The 25417-nt window shown below is 36.2% G+C and carries 21 protein-coding genes; 19 read left to right on the top strand and 2 right to left on the bottom strand.

What is annotated here, in order from left to right; translation table 11 throughout:
- The first annotated feature begins 111 nt into the window (after nt 1-111).
- From LB450_RS10325 to LB450_RS10290, 8 genes are all read left to right on the top strand, one after another.
- Nucleotides 112-768, top strand: coding sequence for a succinate dehydrogenase cytochrome b subunit (locus LB450_RS10325; RefSeq protein WP_224488680.1), 657 nt, complete (start codon nt 112-114; stop codon nt 766-768).
- Between the two features lie 3 nt (nt 769-771).
- A complete protein-coding gene (locus LB450_RS10320) occupies nt 772-2694 on the top strand; it encodes a fumarate reductase/succinate dehydrogenase flavoprotein subunit (protein ID WP_224488196.1) in 1923 nt (640 codons plus the stop codon).
- A gap of 10 nt (nt 2695-2704) precedes the next feature.
- Nucleotides 2705-3448: a succinate dehydrogenase/fumarate reductase iron-sulfur subunit gene (locus tag LB450_RS10315; protein WP_224488194.1), complete on the top strand. Its 744-nt coding sequence runs from the start codon at nt 2705-2707 to the stop codon at nt 3446-3448.
- 172 nt (nt 3449-3620) lie between these two features.
- The gene (locus LB450_RS10310; RefSeq protein WP_224488192.1) at nt 3621-4310 is read left to right on the top strand and encodes an RluA family pseudouridine synthase; all 690 of its coding nucleotides are present in this window, start codon (nt 3621-3623) and stop codon (nt 4308-4310) included.
- A 40-nt stretch (nt 4311-4350) separates the two neighbouring features.
- Nucleotides 4351-5340, top strand: a complete 990-nt coding sequence (locus LB450_RS10305; RefSeq protein WP_224488190.1) for a D-alanine--D-alanine ligase — start codon at nt 4351-4353, stop codon at nt 5338-5340.
- A 34-nt stretch (nt 5341-5374) separates the two neighbouring features.
- A complete protein-coding gene (gene coaD, locus LB450_RS10300) occupies nt 5375-5830 on the top strand; it encodes a pantetheine-phosphate adenylyltransferase (RefSeq protein WP_224488188.1) in 456 nt (151 codons plus the stop codon).
- Nucleotides 5831-5837: 7 nt separating this feature from the next.
- Complete coding sequence (locus LB450_RS10295) at nt 5838-6371, top strand: DsrE family protein (RefSeq protein ID WP_224488187.1); 534 nt, start codon at nt 5838-5840, stop codon at nt 6369-6371.
- Nucleotides 6372-6381: 10 nt separating this feature from the next.
- Nucleotides 6382-7659: an amidohydrolase gene (locus tag LB450_RS10290; RefSeq protein ID WP_224488185.1), complete on the top strand. Its 1278-nt coding sequence runs from the start codon at nt 6382-6384 to the stop codon at nt 7657-7659.
- A gap of 802 nt (nt 7660-8461) precedes the next feature.
- Here LB450_RS10290 and LB450_RS10285 read toward each other — a convergent pair.
- A complete protein-coding gene (locus LB450_RS10285; protein WP_224488183.1) occupies nt 8462-10525 on the bottom strand; it encodes a TonB-dependent receptor in 2064 nt (687 codons plus the stop codon).
- A gap of 62 nt (nt 10526-10587) precedes the next feature.
- Here LB450_RS10285 and LB450_RS10280 point away from each other — a divergent pair, with 62 nt between their 5' ends.
- Nucleotides 10588-12330, top strand: coding sequence for a M14 family metallopeptidase (locus LB450_RS10280; RefSeq protein ID WP_224488181.1), 1743 nt, complete (start codon nt 10588-10590; stop codon nt 12328-12330).
- On the opposite strand, the gene LB450_RS10275 is transcribed toward LB450_RS10280, so the two are convergent.
- The gene (locus LB450_RS10275; RefSeq protein WP_224488179.1) at nt 12298-12921 is read right to left on the bottom strand and encodes an NUDIX hydrolase; all 624 of its coding nucleotides are present in this window, start codon (nt 12919-12921) and stop codon (nt 12298-12300) included. The two genes, LB450_RS10280 and LB450_RS10275, sit on opposite strands and share 33 nt — an antisense overlap.
- 8 nt (nt 12922-12929) lie before the next feature.
- Between LB450_RS10275 and pyrE the strand changes: the two genes are divergently transcribed.
- The 10 genes from pyrE to lipA all read left to right on the top strand — a co-directional run bounded on the left by pyrE (nt 12930) and on the right by lipA (nt 25417).
- Nucleotides 12930-13574 (top strand): orotate phosphoribosyltransferase, encoded by a 645-nt coding sequence (pyrE, locus tag LB450_RS10270; protein ID WP_224488177.1) that lies wholly within the window; start codon nt 12930-12932, stop codon nt 13572-13574.
- 2 nt (nt 13575-13576) lie between these two features.
- On the top strand, nt 13577-13969 hold the full coding sequence (locus LB450_RS10265; protein WP_224488175.1) for an SRPBCC family protein: 393 nt from the start codon (nt 13577-13579) through the stop codon (nt 13967-13969).
- Nucleotides 13970-14080: 111 nt separating this feature from the next.
- Nucleotides 14081-18004, top strand: a complete 3924-nt coding sequence (locus LB450_RS10260; protein WP_224488173.1) for a PAS domain S-box protein — start codon at nt 14081-14083, stop codon at nt 18002-18004.
- Nucleotides 18005-18113: 109 nt separating this feature from the next.
- Nucleotides 18114-19022 (top strand): sterol desaturase family protein, encoded by a 909-nt coding sequence (locus LB450_RS10255; protein WP_224488171.1) that lies wholly within the window; start codon nt 18114-18116, stop codon nt 19020-19022.
- Nucleotides 19023-19086: 64 nt separating this feature from the next.
- Nucleotides 19087-21561 (top strand): M14 family metallopeptidase, encoded by a 2475-nt coding sequence (locus tag LB450_RS10250; protein ID WP_224488170.1) that lies wholly within the window; start codon nt 19087-19089, stop codon nt 21559-21561.
- Nucleotides 21562-21770: 209 nt separating this feature from the next.
- Nucleotides 21771-22412: an SDR family oxidoreductase gene (locus tag LB450_RS10245; RefSeq protein ID WP_224488168.1), complete on the top strand. Its 642-nt coding sequence runs from the start codon at nt 21771-21773 to the stop codon at nt 22410-22412.
- A 39-nt stretch (nt 22413-22451) separates the two neighbouring features.
- The gene (locus LB450_RS10240) at nt 22452-23054 is read left to right on the top strand and encodes a class I SAM-dependent methyltransferase (RefSeq protein WP_224488166.1); all 603 of its coding nucleotides are present in this window, start codon (nt 22452-22454) and stop codon (nt 23052-23054) included.
- Between the two features lie 72 nt (nt 23055-23126).
- The gene (locus tag LB450_RS10235) at nt 23127-23642 is read left to right on the top strand and encodes a hypothetical protein (RefSeq protein ID WP_224488164.1); all 516 of its coding nucleotides are present in this window, start codon (nt 23127-23129) and stop codon (nt 23640-23642) included.
- 38 nt (nt 23643-23680) lie between these two features.
- Entirely contained in the window at nt 23681-24316 is a 636-nt protein-coding gene (gene trhA / locus LB450_RS10230) for a PAQR family membrane homeostasis protein TrhA (protein WP_224488155.1), read from the top strand.
- Nucleotides 24317-24517: 201 nt separating this feature from the next.
- Nucleotides 24518-25417, top strand: a complete 900-nt coding sequence (gene lipA, locus LB450_RS10225; protein WP_224488153.1) for a lipoyl synthase — start codon at nt 24518-24520, stop codon at nt 25415-25417.

Raw genomic sequence — 25417 nt, 5'->3', positions numbered from 1 at the left:
TTTAAACATGTTAAATCTCGTAGATGTTATGGTGAAAGCTGAATTGGTTATTGAATGAATCTTAAAAAATTGTAAATTAGAAGTTCAAAACATGTAATACTTGTGTGGTTCATAAAAAACTCAATAACCAGAAAAAACTTAATGGCTTTGACAGGTCTTTTTTTATGTTTTTTCTTGATCATTCATTTACTCGGCAATTTTCAGCTGTTGTTACCTCCAGAAGAAGCACAACTTCAATATAATTTATACAGTGATTTTTTATCTAATAATCTAGTGGTAAAAATCATCTCTTATGTTCTATACGCAAGTATTTTGGTTCATACTCTAGATGCGATTTATTTAAGTATAAAAGCAAAAAAGGCAAAGGGCTCTTCTTACGTGAAGGATAAGCGAAATAGAGCCAGCAAATGGTACTCAAGGCAAATGATGCTTTTAGGAACTATTGTTTTCGCCTTTTTAGTCATACACTTTAAAGATTTCTGGTTTCCCTATAAATTTGGTGACTTAAGTAGTGACATCAATGGAAATAAAGATTTATACACCCTTGTGATTGTTTCGTTTCAGAAATTATGGTATGTGATTTTATACGCTGTTGCGATTTTAGCTTTAGGATTTCATCTGCTGCATGGTTTTTTTAGTGCCATCAGGAGCATTGGTTTATACAACCCCACATACAACCGTATAGTTAAGTCGGTAGGTGTTGTTTTTGCAGTTGCCATAACCTTAGGCTATTTTGTTATTCCCCTTTATATTTATTTAAACGCTTGAGCTATGGCTAAAGAAATTCATGCAACTATTCCGGAAGGAGACTTAAAGGATAAGTGGAGTAATTATAAAGCTCATGCCAAGCTGGTAAGTCCTAATAACCGAAAAAAACTTGAAGTCATTGTTGTTGGAACGGGTTTGGCTGGAGCTTCGGCAGCAGCCTCATTAGCTGAAATGGGATATAAAATCAAAAGTTTTTGTTTTCAAGATTCACCTAGACGAGCTCATTCAGTTGCTGCTCAAGGCGGGGTCAACGCCATGAAAAATTACCAAAACGATGGTGATAGTGTTTACCGTATGTTTTATGATACTCTTAAAGGCGGGGACTTCAGGTCCCGGGAAGCTAACACCTACAGACTGGCAGAATGTTCAGCTAGCTTGATTGATCAGGCTGTGGCCCAGGGGGTTCCCTTTGGACGAGAATACAGTGGTTACCTTAAGAACAGGTCCTTTGGAGGTGTTCAGGTTTCCAGAACTTTTTATGCCCGTGGTCAAACCGGACAGCAATTGCTTTTAGGAGCTTATCAGGCCTTGATGAGGCAAAAGGAACAGGGAAATGTTCAACTTTATACACGCCATGAAATGCTCGACCTTGTCATTATTGATGGAAAAGCAAAAGGAATCATAGCTAGAAATTTGGATACGGGAGAAATTGAGCGTCATGGTGCTCATGCTGTTATTTTAGCCACTGGTGGGTTTGGTAAAATTTATTATTTATCTACTCTGGCCATGGGCTGTAATGCTTCGGCCATATGGCGGGCTTACAAAAAAGGAGCGCTCATGGCAAACCCGAGCTGGACTCAGGTACATCCTACCAGTTTACCGCAAAGCGGTCCTTACCAATCCAAACTGACTTTGATGTCGGAATCCTTGAGAAATGATGGCAGGATCTGGGTTCCTAAGTCTAAAGAAGAACAAAGACTTCCTGGCGAGATTCCAGAAGAAGAGCGTGACTATTACCTTGAGCGTAAATATCCTTCTTTTGGGAATTTAGCCCCTCGAGATATTGCTTCCAGAGCAGCCAAAGAACAAATAGATGCAGGCAAAGGCGTTGGCGCTTTAAAGAATGCGGTTTATCTTGACTTTTCTGACGCTATCAAAGAATACGGACAAGAATTAATTGCTGAGCGATACGGTAATTTATTCACTATGTATCAAAAAATCACTGGAATCGATGCTTATAAAGAACCCATGAAAATTTCACCATCTGCCCACTTTTCGATGGGTGGTTTATGGGTGGATTATGATTTAATGACAAGTATTCCAGGGCTTTTTGCTATTGGAGAAGCCAATTTTTCTGATCATGGGGCAAACCGACTTGGCGCTAATTCCTTACTTCAGGCTTGTGTAGATGGTTACTATATTGCGCCTTACACTTTACAGAATTATTTAGCCGACCAAATACAAGTAAAAAAAACAGATGTAAATCACCCGGCTTTTACTGAAGCTGAAGAAAAAGTTCAAAAGCAATTACATCATTTTATAAATCAAAAAGGCACTAAAACAGCAGAGGAGTTTCATCGCGAACTAGGCAAAATTTTATACGATAAATGTGGCCTGTCTCGATCTGAAGACGGTTTGAAAATTGCCATTTCACAAATTCAAAACTTGAGAGAAGACTTTAAGACCAATTTACTGGTACCTGGTGATGTGGAAGACATCAACAGCGAGCTGGAAAAAGCAGGAAGAGTAAGCGACTATCTGGAACTTTCAGAATTGATGTGCATTGATGCTCTCAATCGAAATGAATCCTGTGGAGCGCATTTTAGAGAAGAATTTCAAACAGAAGATGGTGAAGCCAAAAGAGATGATAAAGATTTTGCTTATAGTGCCGCATGGGAATGGAGCGGCGAAGTCTCTTCACCTATTCTAAACAAAGAAGTATTAAAATTTGAATTCGTTCAGCCTACTCAGCGAAGCTATAAATAACAGAATTGTAATGAAAATACATCTAAAAATCTGGCGGCAGAAAAATCAAAATACAAAAGGTCAATTAGAGACTTACACCTTGGATGATGTTGATGCAGAAATGTCTTTCCTTGAAATGCTGGATATGCTCAATTTGAAGTTAGCAAAACAAGGTGAACGCCCGGTAGAATTCGACCATGACTGCAGAGAAGGTATTTGTGGACAATGTGGAGTGATGATAAATGGAATAGCGCATGGACCACTTAAAAATACAACCACCTGCCAGCTACATATGCGCTCTTTTAAAGACGGCGATACTATTTTTGTTGAGCCTTTTAAGGCAAAAGCCTTTCCTGTTATTCGAGATTTAAAAGTCAATCGCAGCGCTTTAGATGAAATCATTGCAGCTGGAGGATATATTTCTGTGAGTACAGGGCAAGCTCCTGAAGCTAATAGTATTTTGGTTTCTCATGAAGAAGCAGAGTCTGCATTCGATTCTGCCGCCTGTATTGGATGCGGAGCCTGTGTAGCTACCTGTAAAAACGCCAGTGCTGCTCTTTTTACTTCATCAAAAATCAGTCAGCTTGCAAAGCTTCCCCAAGGAAAAAAAGAAAGTAACAAAAGGACTGTCGATATGGTGAACCGTATGGAAGACTTGGGCTTTGGTCACTGTACCAATACAGAAGCCTGTCAGGTAGAATGTCCTCAGGATATTTCGGTACTTAACATTGCTCAAATGAACTATGAGTACAATAAAGCAAAGCTGGTAAAGTAGATTAAAAACACAAATGCCGAATACAAAAAAAAACAATAATAGTAAGGTGCTCAATTCAATTCATTTTTCGAGGTTTGTAGAATTTTAATTCTTAAAAAAAACCTTAATTCAAAAGTTATAAATCAAGACACCTATTCACTCTTAAGCGCTAAATAGGTAATATTTTAAACACATGCACTCTACACCAAAAAACCTTCAAATCATTTTTGAAGACAATCATCTCATCGTCATCAATAAGCGCTCAGGTGATATCGTACAAGGTGATAAAACCGGGGATTTACCTCTAAGTGAAGTGGTAAAACTTTACTTAAAAGAAAAATACAACAAGCCTGGGGAGGCTTATTTGGGTGTCGTACATAGACTGGACAGACCCACAAGCGGCGTGGTCATTTTTTCTAAAACATCCAAAGCTTTATCTCGATTAAACAAAGCCTTTGCCAATCGAGATACTCAAAAATTGTATTGGGCTGTAGTAAAAAATAAACCTAAACAAGAGTCTGCGAGACTTGTTCATTACCTTAAGAGAAATCCTAAGCAGAACAAATCTTACGCACACATTAAGCCCGTTCCTGAATCTAAAGAAGCTATACTTTCCTATCAGCTCATCAAATCTCTGGATAATTACCACCTCTTGGAAATTGGATTAGAAACTGGAAGACATCATCAAATCAGAAGTCAGTTGTCTGCTATTGGTTCACCGATAAAAGGCGATCTTAAATACGGATTTGACAGAAGTAACAAAGATGCAAGCATTCACCTTCATGCTAGAAAACTCACCATAACTCACCCCGTCCGCAAGGAAAAGATCACTTTTGAAGCTGCTCCCCCTGAAGATGTGATATGGAACAGTTGTTTATCCTGATTCGAATTTGAAAAGTTATATTTGAACAAAATTTAAAATAATGATTAAAACTATAGCCGTAGCCATGGGCGGTTATTCCAGCGAAGTAGATATTTCACTTAAAAGTGGGGAGGTCGTCTATAAGCACTTGTCGGCTAATCCCAAATTCAAAGTATATAGAGCTCACATCCTGAAAAGCAAGTGGTTTGTGAAGGCAGATTCTGAAGAAGAATTTCTAATCGATAAGTCTAATTTCTCTGTTGAGATCGAAGATGAGCTTATTCGCTTTGACTGTGTTTTCAACACCATTCATGGAACCCCTGGTGAGGATGGTCTTTTTCAAGGCTATTTACAAACCCTGCAAATTCCTCAGACAGCATGTGATTATTACCAAGCTGCGCTTACTTTCAATAAAAGAGACTGTATCTCTGTACTTAAAGCTCACGGCATACAAACAGCCAAAAATGTTTACGTCAATAAAGGAGATGACGTAGATCCACAAGCTATCGTAGACCATGTAGGCCTGCCTTGTTTTGTAAAAGCCAACAGAGCTGGAAGCAGTTATGGGATTTCAAAAGTGAAACATAAAGATGATATGTTATCGGCTTTGAAACATTCTTTTAAGGAAGATGATGAAGTCATCATTGAGTCCTTTCTGGATGGAAGAGAAATGAGTGTTGGAGTCATTAATATCGATGGTAAAATCCAGGCTTTACCGGTCACAGAAATTATTTCTGAAAATGAATTCTTTGATTTTGAAGCTAAATACCTTGGAAAGTCTCAGGAGATCACACCAGCCGATTTAAGCACTGAGCAAACAGAAGAGGTTCAAAATTTAGCCGTAAAAATATTCAAGCTACTGAAGCTAAAGGGATTAACAAGATCGGAATTTATTTTTCACAATAATCAGCCACATTTTTTGGAATGTAATGCCTGTCCTGGGTTAACTGAAGCTAGCATTTTACCTCAACAAGCCAAAGCCGCCGGGATTTCACTTCAGCACTTGTTTACGAGTGCTGTAGATGTAGCTCTCAAAAATTTTGAAAGCTAGATGACTTTTAATTATCTTGAACAAATTTAAATTTATGAAACGAGCAGTTTTTCCTGGATCTTTCGATCCTATCACAATAGGTCACTACGATATCATAATGAGAGGTCTTACCCTTTTTGATGAAATCATTTTGGCAATTGGAGTAAATTCAGAGAAGAAATACATGTTTACTTTAGAAGAAAGAAAATCTTTTCTTGAAAAAACGTTTAAGAACGAACCGAAAATTAAAGTTGACACTTACCAGGGTCTCACCGTTAACTACTGTAAAGAAAACAATGCTGAATTTATATTGAGGGGGTTAAGAAATCCTGCCGATTTTGAATTTGAAAAAGCCATTGCTCACACCAACAGAAAACTAGAAAAAATAGAAACTGTGTTTTTACTCACTTCCAGTGGAAAAAGTTACATATCTTCATCCATCGTTAGAGATGTTATTCGTCATAACGGTGATTATTCCAGCCTTGTCCCTGAATCTGTTATTGTAAAATGATAAACTCATGAAGTTACTACTTACTCCTTTTTTATTACTGATGTGTTTTTTAGGGTTTTCACAAACTCCAAAAAGCTTAGAATCTTATGGCCCTGTTTACGACATTGAAAATGCAGATTACAAAACAAACTTAAATCAAGAATTTAAGGCGGTTTTCGACGTTGCCAGCATATCAGATTATGAAGATCAGCCTAATCGGAAATTTGTCACTATAGCTCGCTTTTTAAGGCTTCACCAGGCTGCAGAATTGGAAAACAATTCAGTTAAGGCAACATTAGTTGTACATGGCTCCGCTATATTTGATTTACTCAATCATAAAGAATATGCGATTTATCATGAAGAAAAGAATTCTCAAAATCCTAATTATGAACTGCTAAGCATTCTTTCTGAACATAATGTAGACATCATTTTATGCGGACAAACTGCAGCACACAGGTCCATTGACAGAAGCAAATTACATCCCGATGTCAAAATAGAATTATCGGCAATGACAGCACTTAGTCGTCTTCAAAATGAAGGTTACGCACTAATTCAATTTTAAAACTTAAACAATGAAAATACTACTAACATCATTAACTCTTTTGTGTGCCGTGAATTTATTTTCACAAACGGATGCTCAACTGAAGAAAGACATAGCATCTATTGAAAATAAAGTCATCAACTGGAGGCATTATTTTCATGAAAACCCTGAATTATCCAACAGAGAATACGAAACCGCTGAAAAAATCGCAGAACATCTTAAAAGCTTAGGTTTAGAAGTAGAAACTGGAGTCGCTCATACTGGAGTGATAGGCATTTTAAGAGGAAAGGAGACTGGAAAGGTGGTTGCTCTGAGAGCTGATATAGACGCTTTACCCGTCACAGAACGCAACGATTTACCCTTCAAAAGTGAGGTGGTTACAGAGTTTCTTGGAACAGAAACAGGGGTGATGCACGCCTGTGGCCACGATACACATACCGCTATTTTGATGGGTGTTGCAGAAGTTCTCACCAAAAATAAAGACTTGCTAAATGGAACTGTAAAATTCATTTTTCAACCTGCAGAAGAAGGCCCTCCACCAGGTGAAAAAGGTGGCGCAGGCCTAATGATCACAGAAGGCGTGCTAAAAAATCCAGATGTAGATGCGATTTTTGGTCTGCACATCAATTCGTCAACGCCTATCGGAACTATAAGATATAAGCCAGGAGGTACCATGGCTGCTGTAGAGCGATTCGTGATTACCGTGAAGGGAAAAGGAACTCACGGCTCCGCACCATGGACTGGAGTAGATCCTATTCTTATTTCTGCTAAAATCATAGACGGATTACAAACCATTATAAGCAGAGAAGCCAAATTGGTTGAAGAACCAGCTGTGATTACTGTTGGAAAAATAACAGCTGGAACCCGCTTCAACATCATACCAGAATCTTCAGAAATGATAGGTACAGTGAGAACGCTAGACCCAGACATGAGAGAAATGGTAATCAGACGCATGAAGGAGATGGTTCCTGCTATTGCCAAAGCTTATGGGGGAAATGCCGAGATTGTTTTTCAAAACAATACGGCTATCACCTTCAATGATTTGGAACTCACTGCAGAAATGTTACCTACACTTCAAAATATTGCTGGTACCGATAACGTAGAACTCGTCAAAGCTACAACTGGAGGTGAAGACTTTTCATTTTTTCAGGAAGAAGTCCCGGGATTTTATTTTTTTCTTGGAGGGATGACTCCAGGAAATACCACCCCATATCCTCATCATACCCCAGATTTTATGATTGATGATGATGGAATGCTGTTGGGCGTAAAAAGCTTATCTCAACTCGCTATTGATTATCTGAATAATTAGACTTCTAGATTTCAGATATTAGATTTCAGATACTGGATATTGGATATTGGATATTAAAAGTAAGAAGGGCAAAATAGAACAAAGAGAAATGAAAAAAGAATCACTGATGAACTGGCGGTGTGGTGATATGGTGATATAAAACAAAGAATCAAAAGCCAAGACGGTATTGAGAGGTTGTTGGTTTTAGGCAATAGTTTGTGAGTTTAATTCAACATTCGGTCCTCAGTATTCGATTTTCAGTATTCTGTAGTCTGTGAGTCGTTGAAGATTTAGGTGGTAGGGATTAGGATGTAGGAGCGATAACTTTCAGTATTAGCTACTACGTAAAAAGTATTATTTAAAAAAGAGCCAGGAGCCAAATAATTTAAAATACTAGATTTGAAATTCAAAATTCGGTATTCCGTATTCGATTTTTAGTATTCTGTAGTTTGTGAGTCGTTGAAGATTTAGGTGGTAGGGATTAGGTTGTAGGAGCGATAACTTTCAGTATTAGGTACTACGTAAAAAGTATTATTTAAAAAAGAGCCAGGAGCCAAATAATTTAAAATTCTAGATTTGAAATTCAACATTCGGTCCTCCGTATTCGATTTTCAGTATTCTGTAGTCTGTGGGTCGTTGAGCTTTTAGGGAGTAGGCTTTAGGTGGCAGGGAATAGTTTGTGAGTTTAATTCAACATTCGGTGTTCCGTATTCGATTTTCAGTATTCTGTAGTTTTTGAGTTCTGTCCCGCTAGGGACTATACATAGGTAAAAACTATATACATCTCCTTATCCAGCGTGCCGTTAGGTACGCCATATGATTTTCAGAAAGCAAAATTCAACGCAAAGCTTCCAAAGTAATTTCTAGGTTCACCAGGGTAGAAATACCTCGGTTCACTTCCTCCAAACCCAATGGCATTAGTGACTATGCTTGAGGCATATTTTTCATTGAATACATTGTTTACACTTAAATTTATTCTTGCTGATAACTCATTAAAAAGAGGAAGTCTGTACTCCACTTTTAAGTTTGAAAACGCATAGGAATCAGCAAATACTGTATTTGCATCATTTACGGGGATTTCTGAAACAGCATTGGTCTGGAAGTAAAAGAAAACCTTATCAGCCACTTGAGCATCCAATCCAAAAGTAAATTGACTTGATGGTACGCCTGTTAAGTCATTTCCGGAAAAAGACTCGCCTTGATCTACAAACTCATCAAATTCATAAAAATTCATACTTCCAGAGATGTAAGGTTGAATTCTAAGCCAGGACTTATAATTCAAATTTGATTTTAAAGAAAATTCAAGACCGGGATGAGAGGTTGAACCCGCATTAATACCAACAAAGCGATCTTCAGCAACACGTCTTGCGACTAGTAAATTTTCTACATCCATATAATAAGCACTTACTTCTGTAAACAACTTATCGCCAAACCATTTCGCCTTATAACCTACCTCATAATTCCAGCCTTTTTCTGGCTGAAGATCGGTATTAAAAACGCCCTCTTCGGTGAGGCTTTGTTCTACAGTGGGTACCGAAAACCCCTTGCTAACTGAAGCTGATATTTTGTGGGTATCATTAAATGAATAAGTTCCTACTAAATTTGGTAACCACACCTGGTCATAATTATAATCTCCAGTCTGGGAATTTTCTGGACTAGAAAATACATCCTGTATGTCGTAACTCGTTTTGTTGGTAGCTAATCCAAGTTTAACCCTTAAGTTTTTTGATAAAGAAGCATCAAGTGTTGCAAAACCTTCGATATATTGTCGGGTTTGAGTTAAGTCTGAACGCAAATCGCCTTGCAAGTAACCTTGACCGTTATTCTCCTCATATAGATTTTCATAATTAGAAACATCGTAATCATCCCTTAAAAATTCACCTCCAAGTCCTAATTTTGACGAAAATCCGAATAATTCAAAATCAATTTCTGAAGTATGTCTTAGCCCTATTCCTACATTTTCATTTTCTAATATATCAAATGGTCTAGGTTCATAGGCATCTCTGATATTGGTAAAGACAGCTGTGTTTTGTCGAATGTCTGATCCTATTTGATTGGAATAATTCAATCCGACCACTCCACGTGTATAAGATTCGTAACCTTTAGCCTGTCCCCATGTAAAGGCTGCTTTTGAGGGATTCTCCTCTAGATCGGTTCTACTCAGAGAGCTTGGTATGTAACCTTTGAGTTGCACAACTTGCCCAACCAACTGTAACTTAGAAGTTTCTGATAATTTCCATTCTGAATTAAGAAAATAAGACTCCCTCTGATAGTTGGAATTATCTCTAAATCCACCAGAGCTTAGATTGTTATAAGTAAGGTTTATTTTTTTATCCCTTTCTGAAACATTTAGAGAATAATTTTGCTTCAAAAGGTCAAAACTTCCAAAAAGCAACTCAGATTCTGCATAGTTTTGATCTCTTAGTACAGAAGTCAACTGAATGACTCCACCAAGTCCAGCACCAAACTCTGTAGCCTGAGGGCCTTTTACCACTTTCACTTCAGAAATTGTAGTCAGGTCGATGTCATGTAAAATGGAAGTTCCATTAGCTGTACTCAGCGGGATATTATTGTAGTACAATTTAAGTCTATTCGTTTCATACTGAGCCCTGGCTCCTATTCCTCGGATATTTATTTTAGCCGTATTAACCCCTCCCTGTTGCATATAAACCCCAGGAATTTTATTCAGAAATGGAGCTATACTTGTTTGATTGGACTGTAATAAGTCTTCCTGTTTCAGAAAAGAAACGTTGGAGTCTACCTGATAGGCTTTTTCAATATCAAGCGAGGTTTTAAGTTTTATTTCTTCTAAATCTGTAGTGTCTTTTTGAGTTTGAGAAAATATTATTCCGGAAATAAAAAAGATTATGATGCTAAACTGTTTCAAGTGCTTATTTTTAAACTTCAAATGTAAACGAATAAAGAAAAGATAATTCTAAAAATATACTAATGTTAAGATACTTGTTTCTAATTCCAGTTTCAGTTCTCTTCCTTGCTTGTGAACCTTCTTCAAAAAAAGAAACTTCTGAAGTGGCACTCGAAAAATTTGAAATCGCCTTCGAACGTTCCAATGGAGATTCGACGTCCACATATCAGGAAGTAATTCAATTTTACAAATTCTTATCTGATAAAGATGATAGAATATCTTTGAAAGAAGTCTACGAAACAGATCATGGAGAACCTCTTCACCTCGTGAAGTTTACTCCAGCTGAACCCAAAGCCAAACCCTTAAAAGTTTTGATCAACAATGGTATTCATCCCGGAGAGTCAGATGGAATTGACGCGACAATGCTTCTCTTTAAAGCTTTGTCCGCTAATGAATGGGACTTACCCAATGATGTTGTGCTCTATGCCATTCCTATTTATAATGTTGGGGGTGCCTTGAACAGGAACTCTACTTCCAGAACCAATCAAAACGGTCCTGCAGCTTATGGTTTTCGAGGAAATGCCAGGAATTTTGATTTAAATAGAGATTTCATAAAATCTGACACCAAAAACAGCAAAGCCTTTTACAGTATTTATCATCAGGTGAACCCAGATGTGTTTGTAGATACTCACGTGAGTAATGGTGCCGATTATCAATATACCCTAACTCATCTTTTTACTCAGCATAATAAACTCGGCGGTGAGTTGAGCAAGCATTTGGAAAATGAATTTATCCCTGCAGTTGAAGATCATTTGAGTGAAAAAGATTGGGAAATCACCCCCTATGTAAACGTCAATAATGAAAGCCCTGAAAAGGGTTTTACCCAGTTTAACGATTCACCTAGGTATTCTACTGGCTATACCTCTTTGTGGAATACCCTGGGCTTAATGATAGAAACACACATGCTCAAACCTTATCCAAAGCGTGTGAAAGGAACTTTAGAAATGCTAAAAAATCTGGTTAATGTCTCTCATGAACAGAAAACCAAAATCCAGGAAGCCAGAGAACAAAATTTTCAGTCATTTTCTGATGCTAGAGTGTATCCGTTCAATTTTCAGGTAGATTCTTCCAGCTATAGACGCTTTGATTTTATAGGCTACGAGCTTGAAAGCTTAACCAGCAAAATCACGAAGCTACCGAGAATCAAATTCAGAAGAGACCAGCCTTTTGAAAGGGAAGTGAGTTATTATAATGAATTTAAACCTACAGATTCTATCACTGTCCCAAAAGCTTATATTATCCCAAAACAGTGGTCTAAAGTTGTGGATTTATTGAAATGGAATAACATAATGTATAATCGCTTTGGGAGTGATACGGTGATTGAAGTTGAAGAATATAAAATTGAGGATTTCAAAACAAGAGCCTCTGCCTATGAAGGCCATTATTTACATTCCAATACTAAAGTGAGTTCTAAAAAAGTAAAACGAAAATATTCTCAGGGGGATGTTATGGTAAAAGTGAATCAGCCGGGGGTGCGCTATCTCTTAGAAACTTTGGAACCAGTGGCAGTAGATTCATTTTTTAACTGGAATTTTTTTGATAGTATTTTACAGCAAAAGGAAAATTTTTCACCTTATGTGTTTGAGGATTTAGCTTTGGATATTCTTGAAAACAATTCAGAATTAAAAGCTGAATTTGAAGAGAAACAAAAAAATGATTCACAATTTGCAAAAGATTGGTACGCACAACTAGACTGGATTCACAAGCGTTCTAAGCATTATGAAACAGCTCACCTAACTTACCCTATCGTTAGGGTGTTGAACTAGGTATTCCTTGGGAAACAAAAGTTTAATGTTGGCATAGGATTTAATGAGAGCTTTTTGGGCTTTCTCAAAGTTTTTCCACTTAGCTTTTTTTATACCTTCAGAAAGTTCTGGAATGAGCTCACCCTCAAAATCGGTTTTCATTTCATACCAGTGGGTTTCCTTGAGCTTATATTTATCATTGCGATTGATGATATGGTAAGTAGTCTGGAGAAAGGAAACAATTTCTAAACCCCGCACATGGGTTTCTTCTTCGACCTCACGAAGAGCTGTTTCCTCTATATTTTCATTTTTTTCGGCTTTACCTTTAGGCAAATCCCATTTTTTGTTGCGGTAAATAAATAGAATTTCATTTTTGGAATTGTAAACTAAACCACCGCCGGCAACAATCACTTTTAGCTTTCGTTTAAGGTGTTTTAAAAGCTTATGCTCTTTCTTATGGTAAAGGTTGAGATAAATAAGATCACCTGACTCAATTTGACGTATGAGTTTTTTGAGTTTCGCCTTTTTTATGGGTATATTAGTGTAATTAGAACCTATATTTTCTTGTGTAGACAATATAATTGGCACATCATTCACGAAAACTTTATACATTTGTAATTATGATTTTAGATAAAAACACAGCCCATAAAACAGCAGAGCTTCTGTTGCAAATTAACGCAATAAAATTAAACCCACAAGAGCCTTTTACCTGGGCCAGTGGTATAAAATCTCCCATTTACTGCGATAACAGAATTGTACTCTCCTATCCTACAATTAGAAATTATATTGTTTCTGAACTCGCAAAACCTATCGAGAGCCTATACGGGAAACCAGATGCCATCGCTGGTGTTGCTACGGGAGCTATCGGTATAGGAGCTATTATAGCTGACTATTTGGGTTTGCCCTTTGTTTATGTAAGACCTGAGCCTAAAAAGCACGGTCGTAAAAACCAAATAGAAGGAAAGCTAAATCCTTATGCCAATGTGGTAGTGATAGAAGACCTCATCAGCACCGGAAAAAGCAGTATGAACGCTGTTAAAGCTTTGAAAGAAGAAGGTCAGGCTCATGTGAAAGGCATGATGGCTATTTTTACTTACGGCTTCGATGAATCTGAGGCTTTATTTAAAGATGAATTTTTGGATGTGTACACTCTTTCTAATTATGAAATTCTACTAAAAAAAGCTTACGAGACCAATTATCTCAATGAAACTGAATTTGAATTACTAAAAACCTGGCGAAAAGATCCTGCCAACTGGAACAACTAACTATGCATATAGAAAGCGAAAAAAAGATTGTAGCTAAAAGTCAAAAAGAAACTTTTGAATTTTTAAAAAACATAAAGAATTTTGAAAAATTAATGCCTGAAAGTATTGAAAAATTTGAATTGCTTTCTGAGGAAAGTTTTCTTTTTCAACTCAAAGGGATGCCTGCTATCAAACTTAAACTCGACAGGGTAGAATCTCATCACCTTGTAGTATTGGCTGCTGCCAGCGATAAACTTCCATTTACCCTCAAAGGAAATATCACTGCTATAAGTGAAAATGAGTCTGAAGTACAACTGGTGTTTGAAGGAGAATTCAACAGCATGATGGCCATGATGATAAAAAATCCTATTAAAAAATTTATTACCACTTTAAGTGAGAACCTTACTTTAATCTAAAAATAAAAAAAGTAATAGAAAAGGCAGTTAATTAACTTTAATTGCCTTTTTTTAATCAATCTTACCATTTCCCCGTTCAAAATATTAACTTTATGGCGGTTTAATTTTTATATGGATAAAAGTCAACATAATGCAATAGACAACTATAATATCTTGGATTCTAATCGAGACCAGGGTTTTGATAGATTAGTCGAAATGGCGGCCAAAGTTTGTAATTGTTCTCAAGCTGTGTTGAGCATTTTGGATAAAGATAGATTTTGGGTAAAGTCAAGTTTTAACTTTAATCAAGATGAGATTTCAAAAGAAGATTCTTTTTGTGACATCGCTATTAAAAACCCTTCAAAAGTAGAAATCATTCAAGATGCTTCAAAATTGAATCCCAAGGATAGAAGAATCAAATATCTTAAAGAACATAACATCAATTTTTATGCTGGTAAATCTATTGTAGATCCAGACGGGTATTCTATTGGAACCTTGTGCGTGTTAGATCCTGAAACTAAAATCCTAACTCCAAGTCAACAACACATCTTAAAGCAGCTTTCTCAGGAAGCTATGGGCAAAATCACTTCCCATAAAGAAAAAATAGAGCTAAAAAAACTCAATAAAACTATTTCTGACAGCAAGACCCGCTTTCAAACCTTACTCAACAATACCGGTGACATTGTTTTTGTTTTGAATTCTGATTTGAATTTAATCGAATTTTATGGAAAAGAGGATAATTTGCTTATTGATAAAGGAAACCTCATCGGTAAAAACATTGACGAAATAAATCTCGATGAAAAACTTTCTGCTCAGATTAAATTAGCTATTAAAGCCAGTAAACTCTACAATTCTAGTATACCTATTGAATACAATTTCACTAAAAATGATATGCTGAAATGGTTTAGCACAAATGTTACTGTAGTTGAAAGGGATAGCTATAAGTCTGAAATACTTTGTGTGATAAGAGATATTACAGATCGTAAAAAAACAGAAGAAAAATTAAAGCTTACCAACACCCTACTAAACGAGGCTGAAAGTTTAGCTAGTGTGGGGGGATGGCATTATGAGGTTAAAAAGAAAGAATTATTCTGGACTCCAATTTTGAAGGATATTGCAGGAATAGACAGTAGTATTCAGCCAACAATTGACGAAGCCTTATCTTTTTTTAAAGGAGGTGAGAATAAAGATTTGATGACTGAAAAAATGATTGAAAGTATCAAATTCAACACCTCATACACTGGCGAATTTGAAGTTATAAATGCAAAAAATAGATCCATTTGGGCTCTGGTAAATATCAAACCAGAAATGGTTGATGGGGAATGTGTTGGGGTTTATGGATCTTTTCAGGATATCACTGAAGCTAAAAAAACCAAAGAAAAACTAAAGCAGGAAAGAGAGAGGTTAAACAATATTATAAATGCAACAAACTTAGGAACCTGGGAATGGAATGTGCAGACTGGAGAGTCGCTTTTTAATCCAAGGTTTGTAGAAATGATGGGATATGCTCCATATGAAATTCCTTTGCACAACTCCATAGAGGTCTGGAACAACACAACACATCCGGAAGACCTCAAAAAAAGCAATCAATTATTAAACGAACACTTTGAAGGGGAATCAGATTTCTACCAAATGGAATTACGCATCAAGCATAAATTTGGTCACTGGATTTGGGTACTTGATAAGGGTAAAGTCATATCCTGGACAGAAGATGGCAAACCTGAGTGGATGTTTGGAACTCACCAGGATATTTCAGATAAAAAAGCTCTTGAAAAGGAGCTCAAGCAAAACGTATTACAATTTAAAAATATATTCGAGCTTTCACCCGTAGGTATTGTTATTACAGATTTTAGCTCTGGTCAATTTATTGACGTCAACAAGGCTATGCAGGATATGATTGGCTATACTGAGGAAGAAATTCTCGGAAAGAGTATTTGGACTATAACTCCAGAAAAAGAAACTACACTTAGAGATAGTCAGGTGGTTCAAGACTTGAAAAATAATAATAAAATAGGACCATTTGAAAAAGTTATTAAGACTAAGACTGGAGAGTTACTTACCATAGTCATAAATGGACTAATCCATTTGGATAAAGATGGTAGGAGGATTGTCATTTCTACTTTACAGGATGTGACACAGCAAAAATTGACAGAAAAGAAATTAAAAGACTCTAAGACGGTAGCCATTAAGGCAAGTCAGGCTAAGTCGGAGTTTGTAGCAAATATGAGTCACGAAATCAGAACCCCTCTTAATGGGGTTATTGGTTTCTCCGATTTATTGATGAAAACACCATTAAATGAAGTTCAGTATCAATACATGAAGACTGTCTTTCAATCGGCTAACATTCTTCTAGATTTGATAAACGATGTTTTAGATTTTTCTAAAATTGAATCTGGAAAGTTACAACTGGATACAGCAAAAACAAATCTACTCACTATTGCCGAAGAAGTAATAGATCTTACCAAATATCAAGCTCATAAAAAAGGCTTGGAATTGATACTCATAGTTAGTGATGATGCGCCAGATTACGTTTGGGTGGACGGCGTGAGAATCAAGCAGATTTTGATGAACCTTTTAAATAACGCTATTAAATTTACCGATAAAGGCACTGTCAAATTAAGGATTTCACTTAAAAGTAAATCCGATCCTCTTTCGAGTTTGGTGTTTTCTGTAGAAGACACAGGTATTGGAATCGCTAAAGAAAATCAAAAGAAAATATTCAAAGCCTTTATCCAGGAAGATACTTCGGTGACCAAAAAATACGGGGGTACAGGTTTAGGTTTAGCCATATCTGATAAGATATTGAATTTGATGAAAAGCAAATTGAGGCTAAAAAGCAAAATAGGACAAGGAACTAAGTTTTATTTTGAGGTGTCTTTACAATCAGAATATGATCAAGGTCGCAAGAAACAATGCATAGAGGGCTTTAAAAATGTTTTGGTAATCTCCTCAATGAATGAATATTTTGAAACCATAAAAAATCATTTAAATACCTATGACCTCAAAACTAGTCATGCAAAAGATCTGGAAACCGCATCTCAAAAAATGATTGAATTTTCCCCACAGATTATTTTTATCAATCAAGAATACTCTATTGAACATTACTATAAATTGGTGTCAAAATTAAAAACACATACCAAGTCAAAACATATTCGTTTTGTATTACTTAGCCAGTCGAACTCAACAGAACATTATGAAAATTCAAATTTTAGGAGCTATTTTGATCAGATACTAACAAAACCTATCAAGAAAAGTGATCTTTTAGGTATTGTAACAAAACCAGAAAATAAAGATGAAATTCATAAAGATGAGATAAAAACAAAAGCCATAGAAGAAAAGGAAGGCCTTAAATTTTTGATCGCTGAAGACAATCTTATCAACATGGAGTTAATCAAATCTTACTTAACCAATATTTACGACAAAGTGACGATTTATGAAGCAGAAGATGGTCTAAAAGCCTTTAAGTTATTCAAAAAACATACTCCAGATATGGTATTTTCTGATATACAGATGCCGAACATGAATGGGTATGAACTTGCAAAATCAATCAGAAAAGAAAAGACTGGAAAAACTATTCCTATCATTGCTATTACTGCAGGTACAATAAAAGGAACAAAAGAAAAATGCCTCGAATCTGGAATGAATGACTACATATCTAAGCCTATTCTTCAGGAATCCATTAAAAATACAGTTCTAAAATTCTCACCACAACACATGAAAACAGGAGAAACTGAAACTCAGGTTTTTGAGAAATCTCATTTAATGGAAATGATAGGCCATGACGAAGATTTTTATAAAGAACTTATTAAATTGGCAAATAAAACCCTAACCCAAGCTTTGAAAGATTTAAAAGAGATTGAAAATAAGGAACAGCTGAAAAAACTGGCACATAAAATAAAAGGAACTGCTTTAAATCTTGGAGCCAAGCGCTTATCGGATTGTGCTTTAAAAATTGAAAAATCAAAGGGCAGTACCAAAAAAGAAATGGAAAAACAAAAACTTAAGCTTAAAGACGAGATTGAACAGCTTATCGACTCAATTTCGACACTCACCTAAATTTTGGAAGAGGTGAATTATGTTTAAATTTTTGCCTAAAGCAGTAAAATAAATACAAAATCGAATAATAAAGTTTCTCATTCTTTATGTTTGCAAAAAAAAGAGTTTAATGGATAAAGTGAAAATAAGTTTAGAAGATGTTGCAAATTTAGATTTTACAACCATTATTTGGATAGCAGCTCCTGTGATGTTTACTTTGGTGGCTTTAGAATCCTATTTTAGTTACAGACAGAATAAAAAACTTTATGAAGGAAAAGATTTTATGGCTTCCACCTTTATTGGGGTAGTCAATATTCTGCTTAATGGTGTGATGAAACTTGGCGTATTTGCTTTTTTCCTGTTTTTCTACAACCTTACTCCTTTTGAAATACCTATGACCTGGTGGTCATTTGTACTTTGCTTTTTTGCTCTTGATTTCGTGAGGTACTGGTCTCACAGAATTGCTCATGAACAACGTTTCTGGTGGTCCACGCATGTGGTTCATCATAACTCTGAGTATTATAATCTATCTACCTCTTTTAGATTGTCATGGACTCAAAACCTTAAAATCATATTCTTTTTACCGGTGATTTTGATGGGATTTCATCCGTTTGTGTTTTTAGTAGTTCATCAAATCGAAGTGCTATACCAGTTTTGGATACATACAGAATACATCAAAAAACTTCCAAAACCTATCGAATATATTTTTACTACTCCTTCTCACCACAGAGTACATCATTCTAAAAACGAACAATATCTAGATAAAAATTATGGGTCGACGCTTATTATTTGGGACAGGATTTTTGGAACTTTCGAGCCTGAAGTAGAAAAACCTGTATATGGAATAACCAAGCCTATAAAAAGTTACAATCCTTTTACTCTGGTGTTTCATGAATGGATAGCGCTTTTTAAAGACTTAACAAAAGCCAAGTCCGTGAAGAATGCTTTTCAAATGGCTTTTGGTAGTCCGGTAGATTATCATAAATCTGAATTGGAAAAAGAAGTTAGGCTTCAAGATAAAGTTTTGAAAAGGAAATAAGTTCAATAGAATAAGTGAGAGATGTTAAGCGTTTTATTTTAAATTTACGCTAAACTATAATCTCATGAAATTCAATTTTACACTTTTCTTATTATTTTGTTTCTTCGGTTATCATCAAGCCCAGAATTCCATTCAATCTCCAGAAGAATTTCTAGGCTATACCATTGGTACAGAATTTACGAGGCACCATCAAGTCATCGATTATTTTACTCATTTAGCAAAGAATAGTCCGAACCTTAATTTTTCATCCTATGGTAAAACCAACGAACGCAGAACTTTAAGTTATGCAGTGGTTTCTTCCGAAGAAAATCTAAACAAGCTTGATGAAATCAGAATCAATCATCTTAAACAGACAGGAATCTCAAATGGTGATGCTACTTCTGATATCGCTGTCGTTTGGCTGAGTTATAATGTTCATGGTAACGAGGCTTCCAGTACCGAGGCCGCCATGGTGACCGCCCATGAGCTGGTGACCAAACGTGGGGACCTCCTACAAAACACAGTTGTAATTATAGATCCGAGTGTTAATCCAGATGGCCGGGATCGCTATGTGAACTGGTATAACCAGGTAAAAGCTACCCCTTACTCTCCATATCAGGATGCTGTAGAACATAACGAGCCATGGCCAGGAGGAAGACCCAATCACTATCTTTTTGATTTGAACAGAGACTGGATGTGGGCAACGCAAGTAGAAACACAACAACGCCTGAAGCTTTACAACCAATGGATGCCGCATGTACACGTGGATTTTCATGAGCAGGGCATCAATTCGCCGTATTATTTTGCCCCAGCTGCAGAGCCTTTTCATAAGGTCATCACAGATTTCCAAAAAGAATTCCAAACCAAAATCGGTAAACACAATGCCGAAGCTTTTGATGAAAAATCGTGGACATATTTTACTAGAGAACGCTTTGACTTGTTCTATCCGAGTTACGGCGATACCTACCCTACCTACAATGGCGCTATTGGGATGACCTACGAGCAAGCAGGTAGTGGACAAGCTGGACTTGGAGTCAATACCGATGAAGATTATGAATTGACGCTTATAGATCGTGTTCAACACCATGTCATGAGCGGTTTATCTACAATTGAAGTCTCTTCTGAAAATGCTGCGGAACTCAGTTCTGAATTTAAATCTTATTTTAAACATTCACCTGACTTTGACTATTACGTGCTGGCTGGAGATGAGCAAAAACTGAAGGTGTTAAGTAAGCTTTTTGATAAGCACGATTACAAATACGAATACTCAACAAGCAAGTCTTTAAGAGGAACTCAAATTTATGGCGATCCAAGGACTTCGTTTGAAGCAGAAAATGCTCTGGTATTACCAGCCAATCAGCCAAGAGCAAAAATGCTAAAGGTTTTATTTGAAGCAGACCCTGAATTGAGTACTCCTCTCACCTACGACATCACCTCCTGGAATGTTGCCTTAGCATACGGCGTAAATGTTTATACTGTAAGTGGAGAAATCGATACAAAAGCTTCAACAGGCGAATTTTCAAAACTTAACCTAGAAGATGAAACTGTAGGGTATATTTCTCCTTGGAACAGTATGGCGCATGGTAAATTTCTTGCCAAGCTTCTTGAGCACGAAATCAACGTAAGAGCAACTACAAAACCTTTTAAGATTGAAAATAAGTCTTACCAAAGAGGAAGTTTGGTCATCACCAAAACCAATAATCAACAAGCTGATTTTGACTCTTTGGTTGTTGCCACTGCCAGTCAATTTCAAGTTGAGCTAACCTCTACAAAAACTGGTTTTTCTAACTCTGGTACAGATTTCGGCTCTCCAGACATTAAAAAAATTCACCCACAGCGCATAGCCGTTTTGAGAGGAGAAGGAACATCCTCGCTAAGTTATGGCTCAATTTGGTATTTCTTTGAGCAGGAATTGAATTATCCGATTATCTCTGTTTCTACAGATGATTTCGGCAGTATAGACTTAGAAGATTATGATGCGTTAGTTCTCCCTAGTGGAAATTATTCCTCACTTTTCAAGGATGAAACCTTAGAAGCCTTGTCCAGCTGGATAAAAAGTGGAGGAAAAGTAATTGCCATGGCAAATGCCTTGTCAACATTTGAAGGTAAAAAAGGTTTTGGCCTGAAAAAACTAAAAAATGAGAAAGATAGCACAGAAGTGAATCTTACACCTTATGCTGAACGCGAAAGAGAACGAACCAAAGACAATATTACTGGAGCTATTTTCGAAGTGAAAGTAGACAATACTCATCCTCTAGCTTTTGGCTATGAGGATTCTTATGCAAGCTTAAAGACAAGTTCTGCAGCCTATCAATATCTTAAAAAAGGATACAATGTCGCTTACCTCAAAGATTCAGCTAAGCGTTTGAGCGGTTTTGCTGGAGAAGAAGCTTTAGAGAAGATTTCTAATTCTCTTGTATTTGGAGAACAGCGACTGGGACGTGGAAGTATTATTTATATGGTAGATGATGTGATGTTTCGCTCCTTCTGGGAAAATGGAAAACTATTTTTTGTCAATGCCCTCTTTATGGTGAATAATAGGAGTCAGACGTTTAGATAAAGTAAAGCTCCGAAGCAGTCTTACCATGATTTTTTTATGACGTCAAACAAACTTAAATCTAATTTATTTTAAGTGGTTAACGGTATTATACCTTACACTCAATTCAACTATTAATAGTATTTAACGTAATCTCGTTAATATTTAATTTGATTTTAATTAAATATAAGAATGTATTAAATAGATTTGAGTAAATTCTTAAACCAAAAAAAATGCAAAATATATTAGTTATAGGTGCCAATGGAAAGACAGGTAGAATTATTTCAAAAGTATTGAGAGATTCCATGGAGTTTAAACCTTATGCCATGATACGAAAAGATATCCAAAAGCCTTTTTTTAAAAATCTTGGTATTGAAACACGATTAGGAGATTTGGAAGAAGACTTTTCTGATGCCTTTAAAGGTATAGATAAAGTTATTTTTGCCGCGGGGTCTGGTGGTAACACCAGTGATGAAAAAACAGTGGCAATAGACCAGCAAGGAGCCATAAGAGCTGTAGAATTCGCTAAAGCTCATAAACTTCAAAAGTTCGTCATGTTGAGTTCTATGGGAACCGACGCCCCAAATCGAGTAGAAGGTCTGGAAAATTATTTGAAGGCAAAAAAAGCCGCTGATGACTTTTTAAGGGAATCCAAAATGGTGTATACGATTGTTCAACCAGGTGGGCTGACAAATGAAAAAGGCAATCAGAAAGTAGAAATTTCTAAAAGCCTAAAAAAAATGGGCCAAATTTCCAGAGAGGACGTTGCGCAGGCTTTGGTTTATGCCTTAGAACTTGAACGTACAAAAAATACCTCTTTCGAAATGATATCAGGACAGGATGACCTCAAACAAAGCATGAAAAATTTTAAATAAACTAAATTCACCCGAAGCAAAGGCTTCGGGTTTTTTACTATGAAAGAGTTCTGGAACGAAAGATTTGCTAAAGATGAATTTATATACGGCAAAGAGCCTAATTCCTTTTTTAAAACTGAATTGGATAAAATAGATGAAAAAGGCATGGCCCTTTTCCCTTTGGAAGGTGAAGGACGAAATGCCTGCTACGCTGCCAGACAAGGCTGGGATGTAAAAACTTTTGATTTTTCTGTAGCTGGTAAAGATAAAGCTATAAGATTATGCGACTCTCATGGAGTTTCAATTGATTACAACATCTGTAAAGCAGAAGATTTTCATTTTGAGGATAATACCTACGATTTGGTTGTGTTAATTTACGCCCATTTAAACCCTGAACTCAGAACCCAATTTCACCAAGATGTGGTAAAATCCTTGAAGCCCAAAGGAAAACTTATTTTAGAAGCGTTTCATCCTAAACAGTTAAAAGAGAGTTATTCCTCTGGCGGACCTAAAAGTTCAGAAATGCTGTACTCACTGGAAATGCTCAAAACTGATTTTAAAGGCTTAACAGAAAGTCACGGAGAAGAACTGGAAATTGATTTAACAGAAGGAAAACATCACCAAGGAAAAGGATTTGTTACTCGCTTCACAGGCGTTAAATAGTTATCTTATATCCAATTGTAGTTACTTTTTAAGTTTATATGTTTAATTTTATAGCTTACTAAAAGTAATTATATGTCAAAATTTATTTTCCTACTATTAACTGTCTTCATATCTGTAAATTCAATGAGTCAGGATAAAGATTTACCAGAATTGAGTTTTGATACGTATGATTTTCCAAAATCTATTGTTGTTGATGTACAAGGCAAAAGCCTACCTCAACTCAAAGCAAAAATTCAGAATTGGTTAGACGATTATTATACTGAATCAACATTACTAAATTGTAAGTTTTCAGATCAGACTTTTACGATAACTGGGTTAGAAAACAGACTTTTAGAAGTCAAAAATCTAACGTCTGACTTACAGTATCAACTAAAAATATCCTTGCGAGATAACAAATACAGATTTAAAGTTTTGTCAATTAGTTATTCCTATTACACGGAGTTTAGACCTATAGCAAACGTCAACCTCATCAATGATGAAATCATAAAAAGAGATTTGCTTGATAGTCGCTCCACTTTATCTTCTTTTTTTAAAGACTTAAATCTTGCGCTTTACAATTTTATAAAGAATGACCAAGAAGAATGGTAATCTGCTTTAATTAAGATTTTTTAGATTTTAAAAATCTTATGAAATACATAAAAACCAAACAGGAAGAATTTTGGAATACGCTCACACACGGTGTAGGGTTGTTATTTGCCTGTATCGGGGTTGTTCTATTATTTTTTACTGCTGAATTTAATGACAACTATCTTACACTTGGCGTGATACTATATGCCTTATCTTTAGTTTTACTTTATGCAGCATCTACCAGTTATCATTATGTTTCAGAAGGCAGGCTTAAACGACGATTGAGAGTTCTCGATCACATTAGCATTTACTTCCTTATCGCCGGAACCTACAGCCCAGTCGTGCTGACGCTTCTAAAAGATAGCCATGGTGAATTGCTTTTCTATGCCGTTTGGGGAATTGCTCTTTTGGGCACTATCCTAAAACTTTTTTTTACTGGAAAGTTTGAAAAACTCTCACTTCTACTCTATCTCGTTATGGGCTGGCTTATTGCTTTTGATAGTGTAGCCGTTGTTGAAAATTTTTCAAGTCTGGAACTCACCATGCTTGCTCTTGGCGGACTGTTTTATACCATAGGCATTTACTTTTATGTGAAGACTACAATTGTTTTTAATCATGTGATTTGGCATGTGTTCGTAATGCTTGGTAGCTTAAGCCATTTTTTAATGATCTATTTTTCAGTAGCGAGAACTTGAAGTCTAATCTAAAGTGACAAGCTAATTTATTCTGAACAGGTAACGAAACGAAATCAATTTCAAAAGAAGAAAAGATACTATCTATTAAAAAAATCAACCTAGGTTAAATTTGTCTTAGAGTTTTTAAATTTGAAGGCAAGTGAGATGCAAACCGAGGCTTAACTATTCATTATTTCTTACATTTGTATAAAATTGCAATATATGGAGACTGCAGTATTAGAAAAAGATAAAACGACAACCGAAAATAAAACCACAACAAGAACCGGGAAGCCTAAATGGTTGCGTGTCAAACTGCCTACGGGTAAGAAATATAGAAATTTAAGGAAGCTTGTAGATAAGTATGATTTGCATACCATTTGTACCTCCGGAAGCTGCCCTAATATGGGAGAATGCTGGGGAGAAGGTACAGCTACCTTCATGATTTTAGGTAATGTGTGTACGCGTTCCTGTGGATTTTGCGGTGTTAAAACCGGAAGACCAGAAGATATTGAATGGGATGAGCCAGAAAAAGTGGCAAGATCCATCAAGATTATGGGGGTAAAACATGCTGTTGTGACCTCTGTAGATAGGGATGATTTGAAAGATATGGGATCCATCATCTGGGCCGAGACCGTAAACGCCATCAGACGAATGAATCCTACAACAACTTTGGAAACCTTAATTCCAGATTTTCAAGGAAACACAAGAAATATAGATAGAATTATAGAAGTTTCTCCTGAAGTGGTTTCTCACAATATGGAAACGGTAAGGCGTCTCACCCGAGAAGTAAGAATCCAGGCTAAATACGATAGAAGTCTCGAGGTTTTGAGATACTTAAAAGCTCAGGGCATAAGACGAACAAAATCTGGTATTATGCTGGGTCTTGGAGAAAGAGAAGAAGAAGTGATTGAAACTTTGAAAGATTTGAGAAGCGTAGATGTGGATGTGGTGACCATTGGTCAATATTTACAGCCTAGTAAACAGCATCTTCCTGTGCAAGAATTTATTACTCCAGAGCAATTCAAAACATATGAAACCATTGGAAAAAAGCTTGGTTTCAGACATGTGGAAAGTTCTGCACTGGTAAGATCTTCTTACAAGGCTCATAAACATCTTGAATAA

The organism is Psychroflexus curvus, assembly GCF_020164585.1.
GTDB classification, from domain to species: Bacteria; Bacteroidota; Bacteroidia; order Flavobacteriales; family Flavobacteriaceae; genus Psychroflexus; species Psychroflexus curvus.
The sequence above is the reverse complement of the archived record's forward strand: the minus strand, read 5'-3'. Positions and strand labels throughout refer to the sequence as shown.

Excerpts from the sequence above, each read along its gene's own strand:
- LB450_RS10320 (WP_224488196.1), top strand. The coding sequence starts at position 772 with ATGGCTAAAGAAATTCATGCAACTATTCCGGAAGGAGACTTAAAGGAT.
- LB450_RS10315 (WP_224488194.1), top strand. The coding sequence starts at position 2,705 with ATGAAAATACATCTAAAAATCTGGCGGCAGAAAAATCAAAATACAAAA.
- LB450_RS10310 (WP_224488192.1), top strand. The coding sequence starts at position 3,621 with ATGCACTCTACACCAAAAAACCTTCAAATCATTTTTGAAGACAATCAT.
- LB450_RS10305 (WP_224488190.1), top strand. The coding sequence starts at position 4,351 with ATGATTAAAACTATAGCCGTAGCCATGGGCGGTTATTCCAGCGAAGTA.
- coaD (WP_224488188.1), top strand. The coding sequence starts at position 5,375 with ATGAAACGAGCAGTTTTTCCTGGATCTTTCGATCCTATCACAATAGGT.
- LB450_RS10295 (WP_224488187.1), top strand. The coding sequence starts at position 5,838 with ATGAAGTTACTACTTACTCCTTTTTTATTACTGATGTGTTTTTTAGGG.
- LB450_RS10290 (WP_224488185.1), top strand. The coding sequence starts at position 6,382 with ATGAAAATACTACTAACATCATTAACTCTTTTGTGTGCCGTGAATTTA.
- LB450_RS10280 (WP_224488181.1), top strand. The coding sequence starts at position 10,588 with ATGTTAAGATACTTGTTTCTAATTCCAGTTTCAGTTCTCTTCCTTGCT.
- LB450_RS10275 (WP_224488179.1), bottom strand. The coding sequence starts at position 12,921 with ATGTATAAAGTTTTCGTGAATGATGTGCCAATTATATTGTCTACACAA.
- pyrE (WP_224488177.1), top strand. The coding sequence starts at position 12,930 with ATGATTTTAGATAAAAACACAGCCCATAAAACAGCAGAGCTTCTGTTG.
- LB450_RS10265 (WP_224488175.1), top strand. The coding sequence starts at position 13,577 with ATGCATATAGAAAGCGAAAAAAAGATTGTAGCTAAAAGTCAAAAAGAA.
- LB450_RS10260 (WP_224488173.1), top strand. The coding sequence starts at position 14,081 with ATGGATAAAAGTCAACATAATGCAATAGACAACTATAATATCTTGGAT.
- LB450_RS10255 (WP_224488171.1), top strand. The coding sequence starts at position 18,114 with ATGGATAAAGTGAAAATAAGTTTAGAAGATGTTGCAAATTTAGATTTT.
- LB450_RS10250 (WP_224488170.1), top strand. The coding sequence starts at position 19,087 with ATGAAATTCAATTTTACACTTTTCTTATTATTTTGTTTCTTCGGTTAT.
- LB450_RS10245 (WP_224488168.1), top strand. The coding sequence starts at position 21,771 with ATGCAAAATATATTAGTTATAGGTGCCAATGGAAAGACAGGTAGAATT.
- LB450_RS10240 (WP_224488166.1), top strand. The coding sequence starts at position 22,452 with ATGAAAGAGTTCTGGAACGAAAGATTTGCTAAAGATGAATTTATATAC.
- LB450_RS10235 (WP_224488164.1), top strand. The coding sequence starts at position 23,127 with ATGTCAAAATTTATTTTCCTACTATTAACTGTCTTCATATCTGTAAAT.
- trhA (WP_224488155.1), top strand. The coding sequence starts at position 23,681 with ATGAAATACATAAAAACCAAACAGGAAGAATTTTGGAATACGCTCACA.
- lipA (WP_224488153.1), top strand. The coding sequence starts at position 24,518 with ATGGAGACTGCAGTATTAGAAAAAGATAAAACGACAACCGAAAATAAA.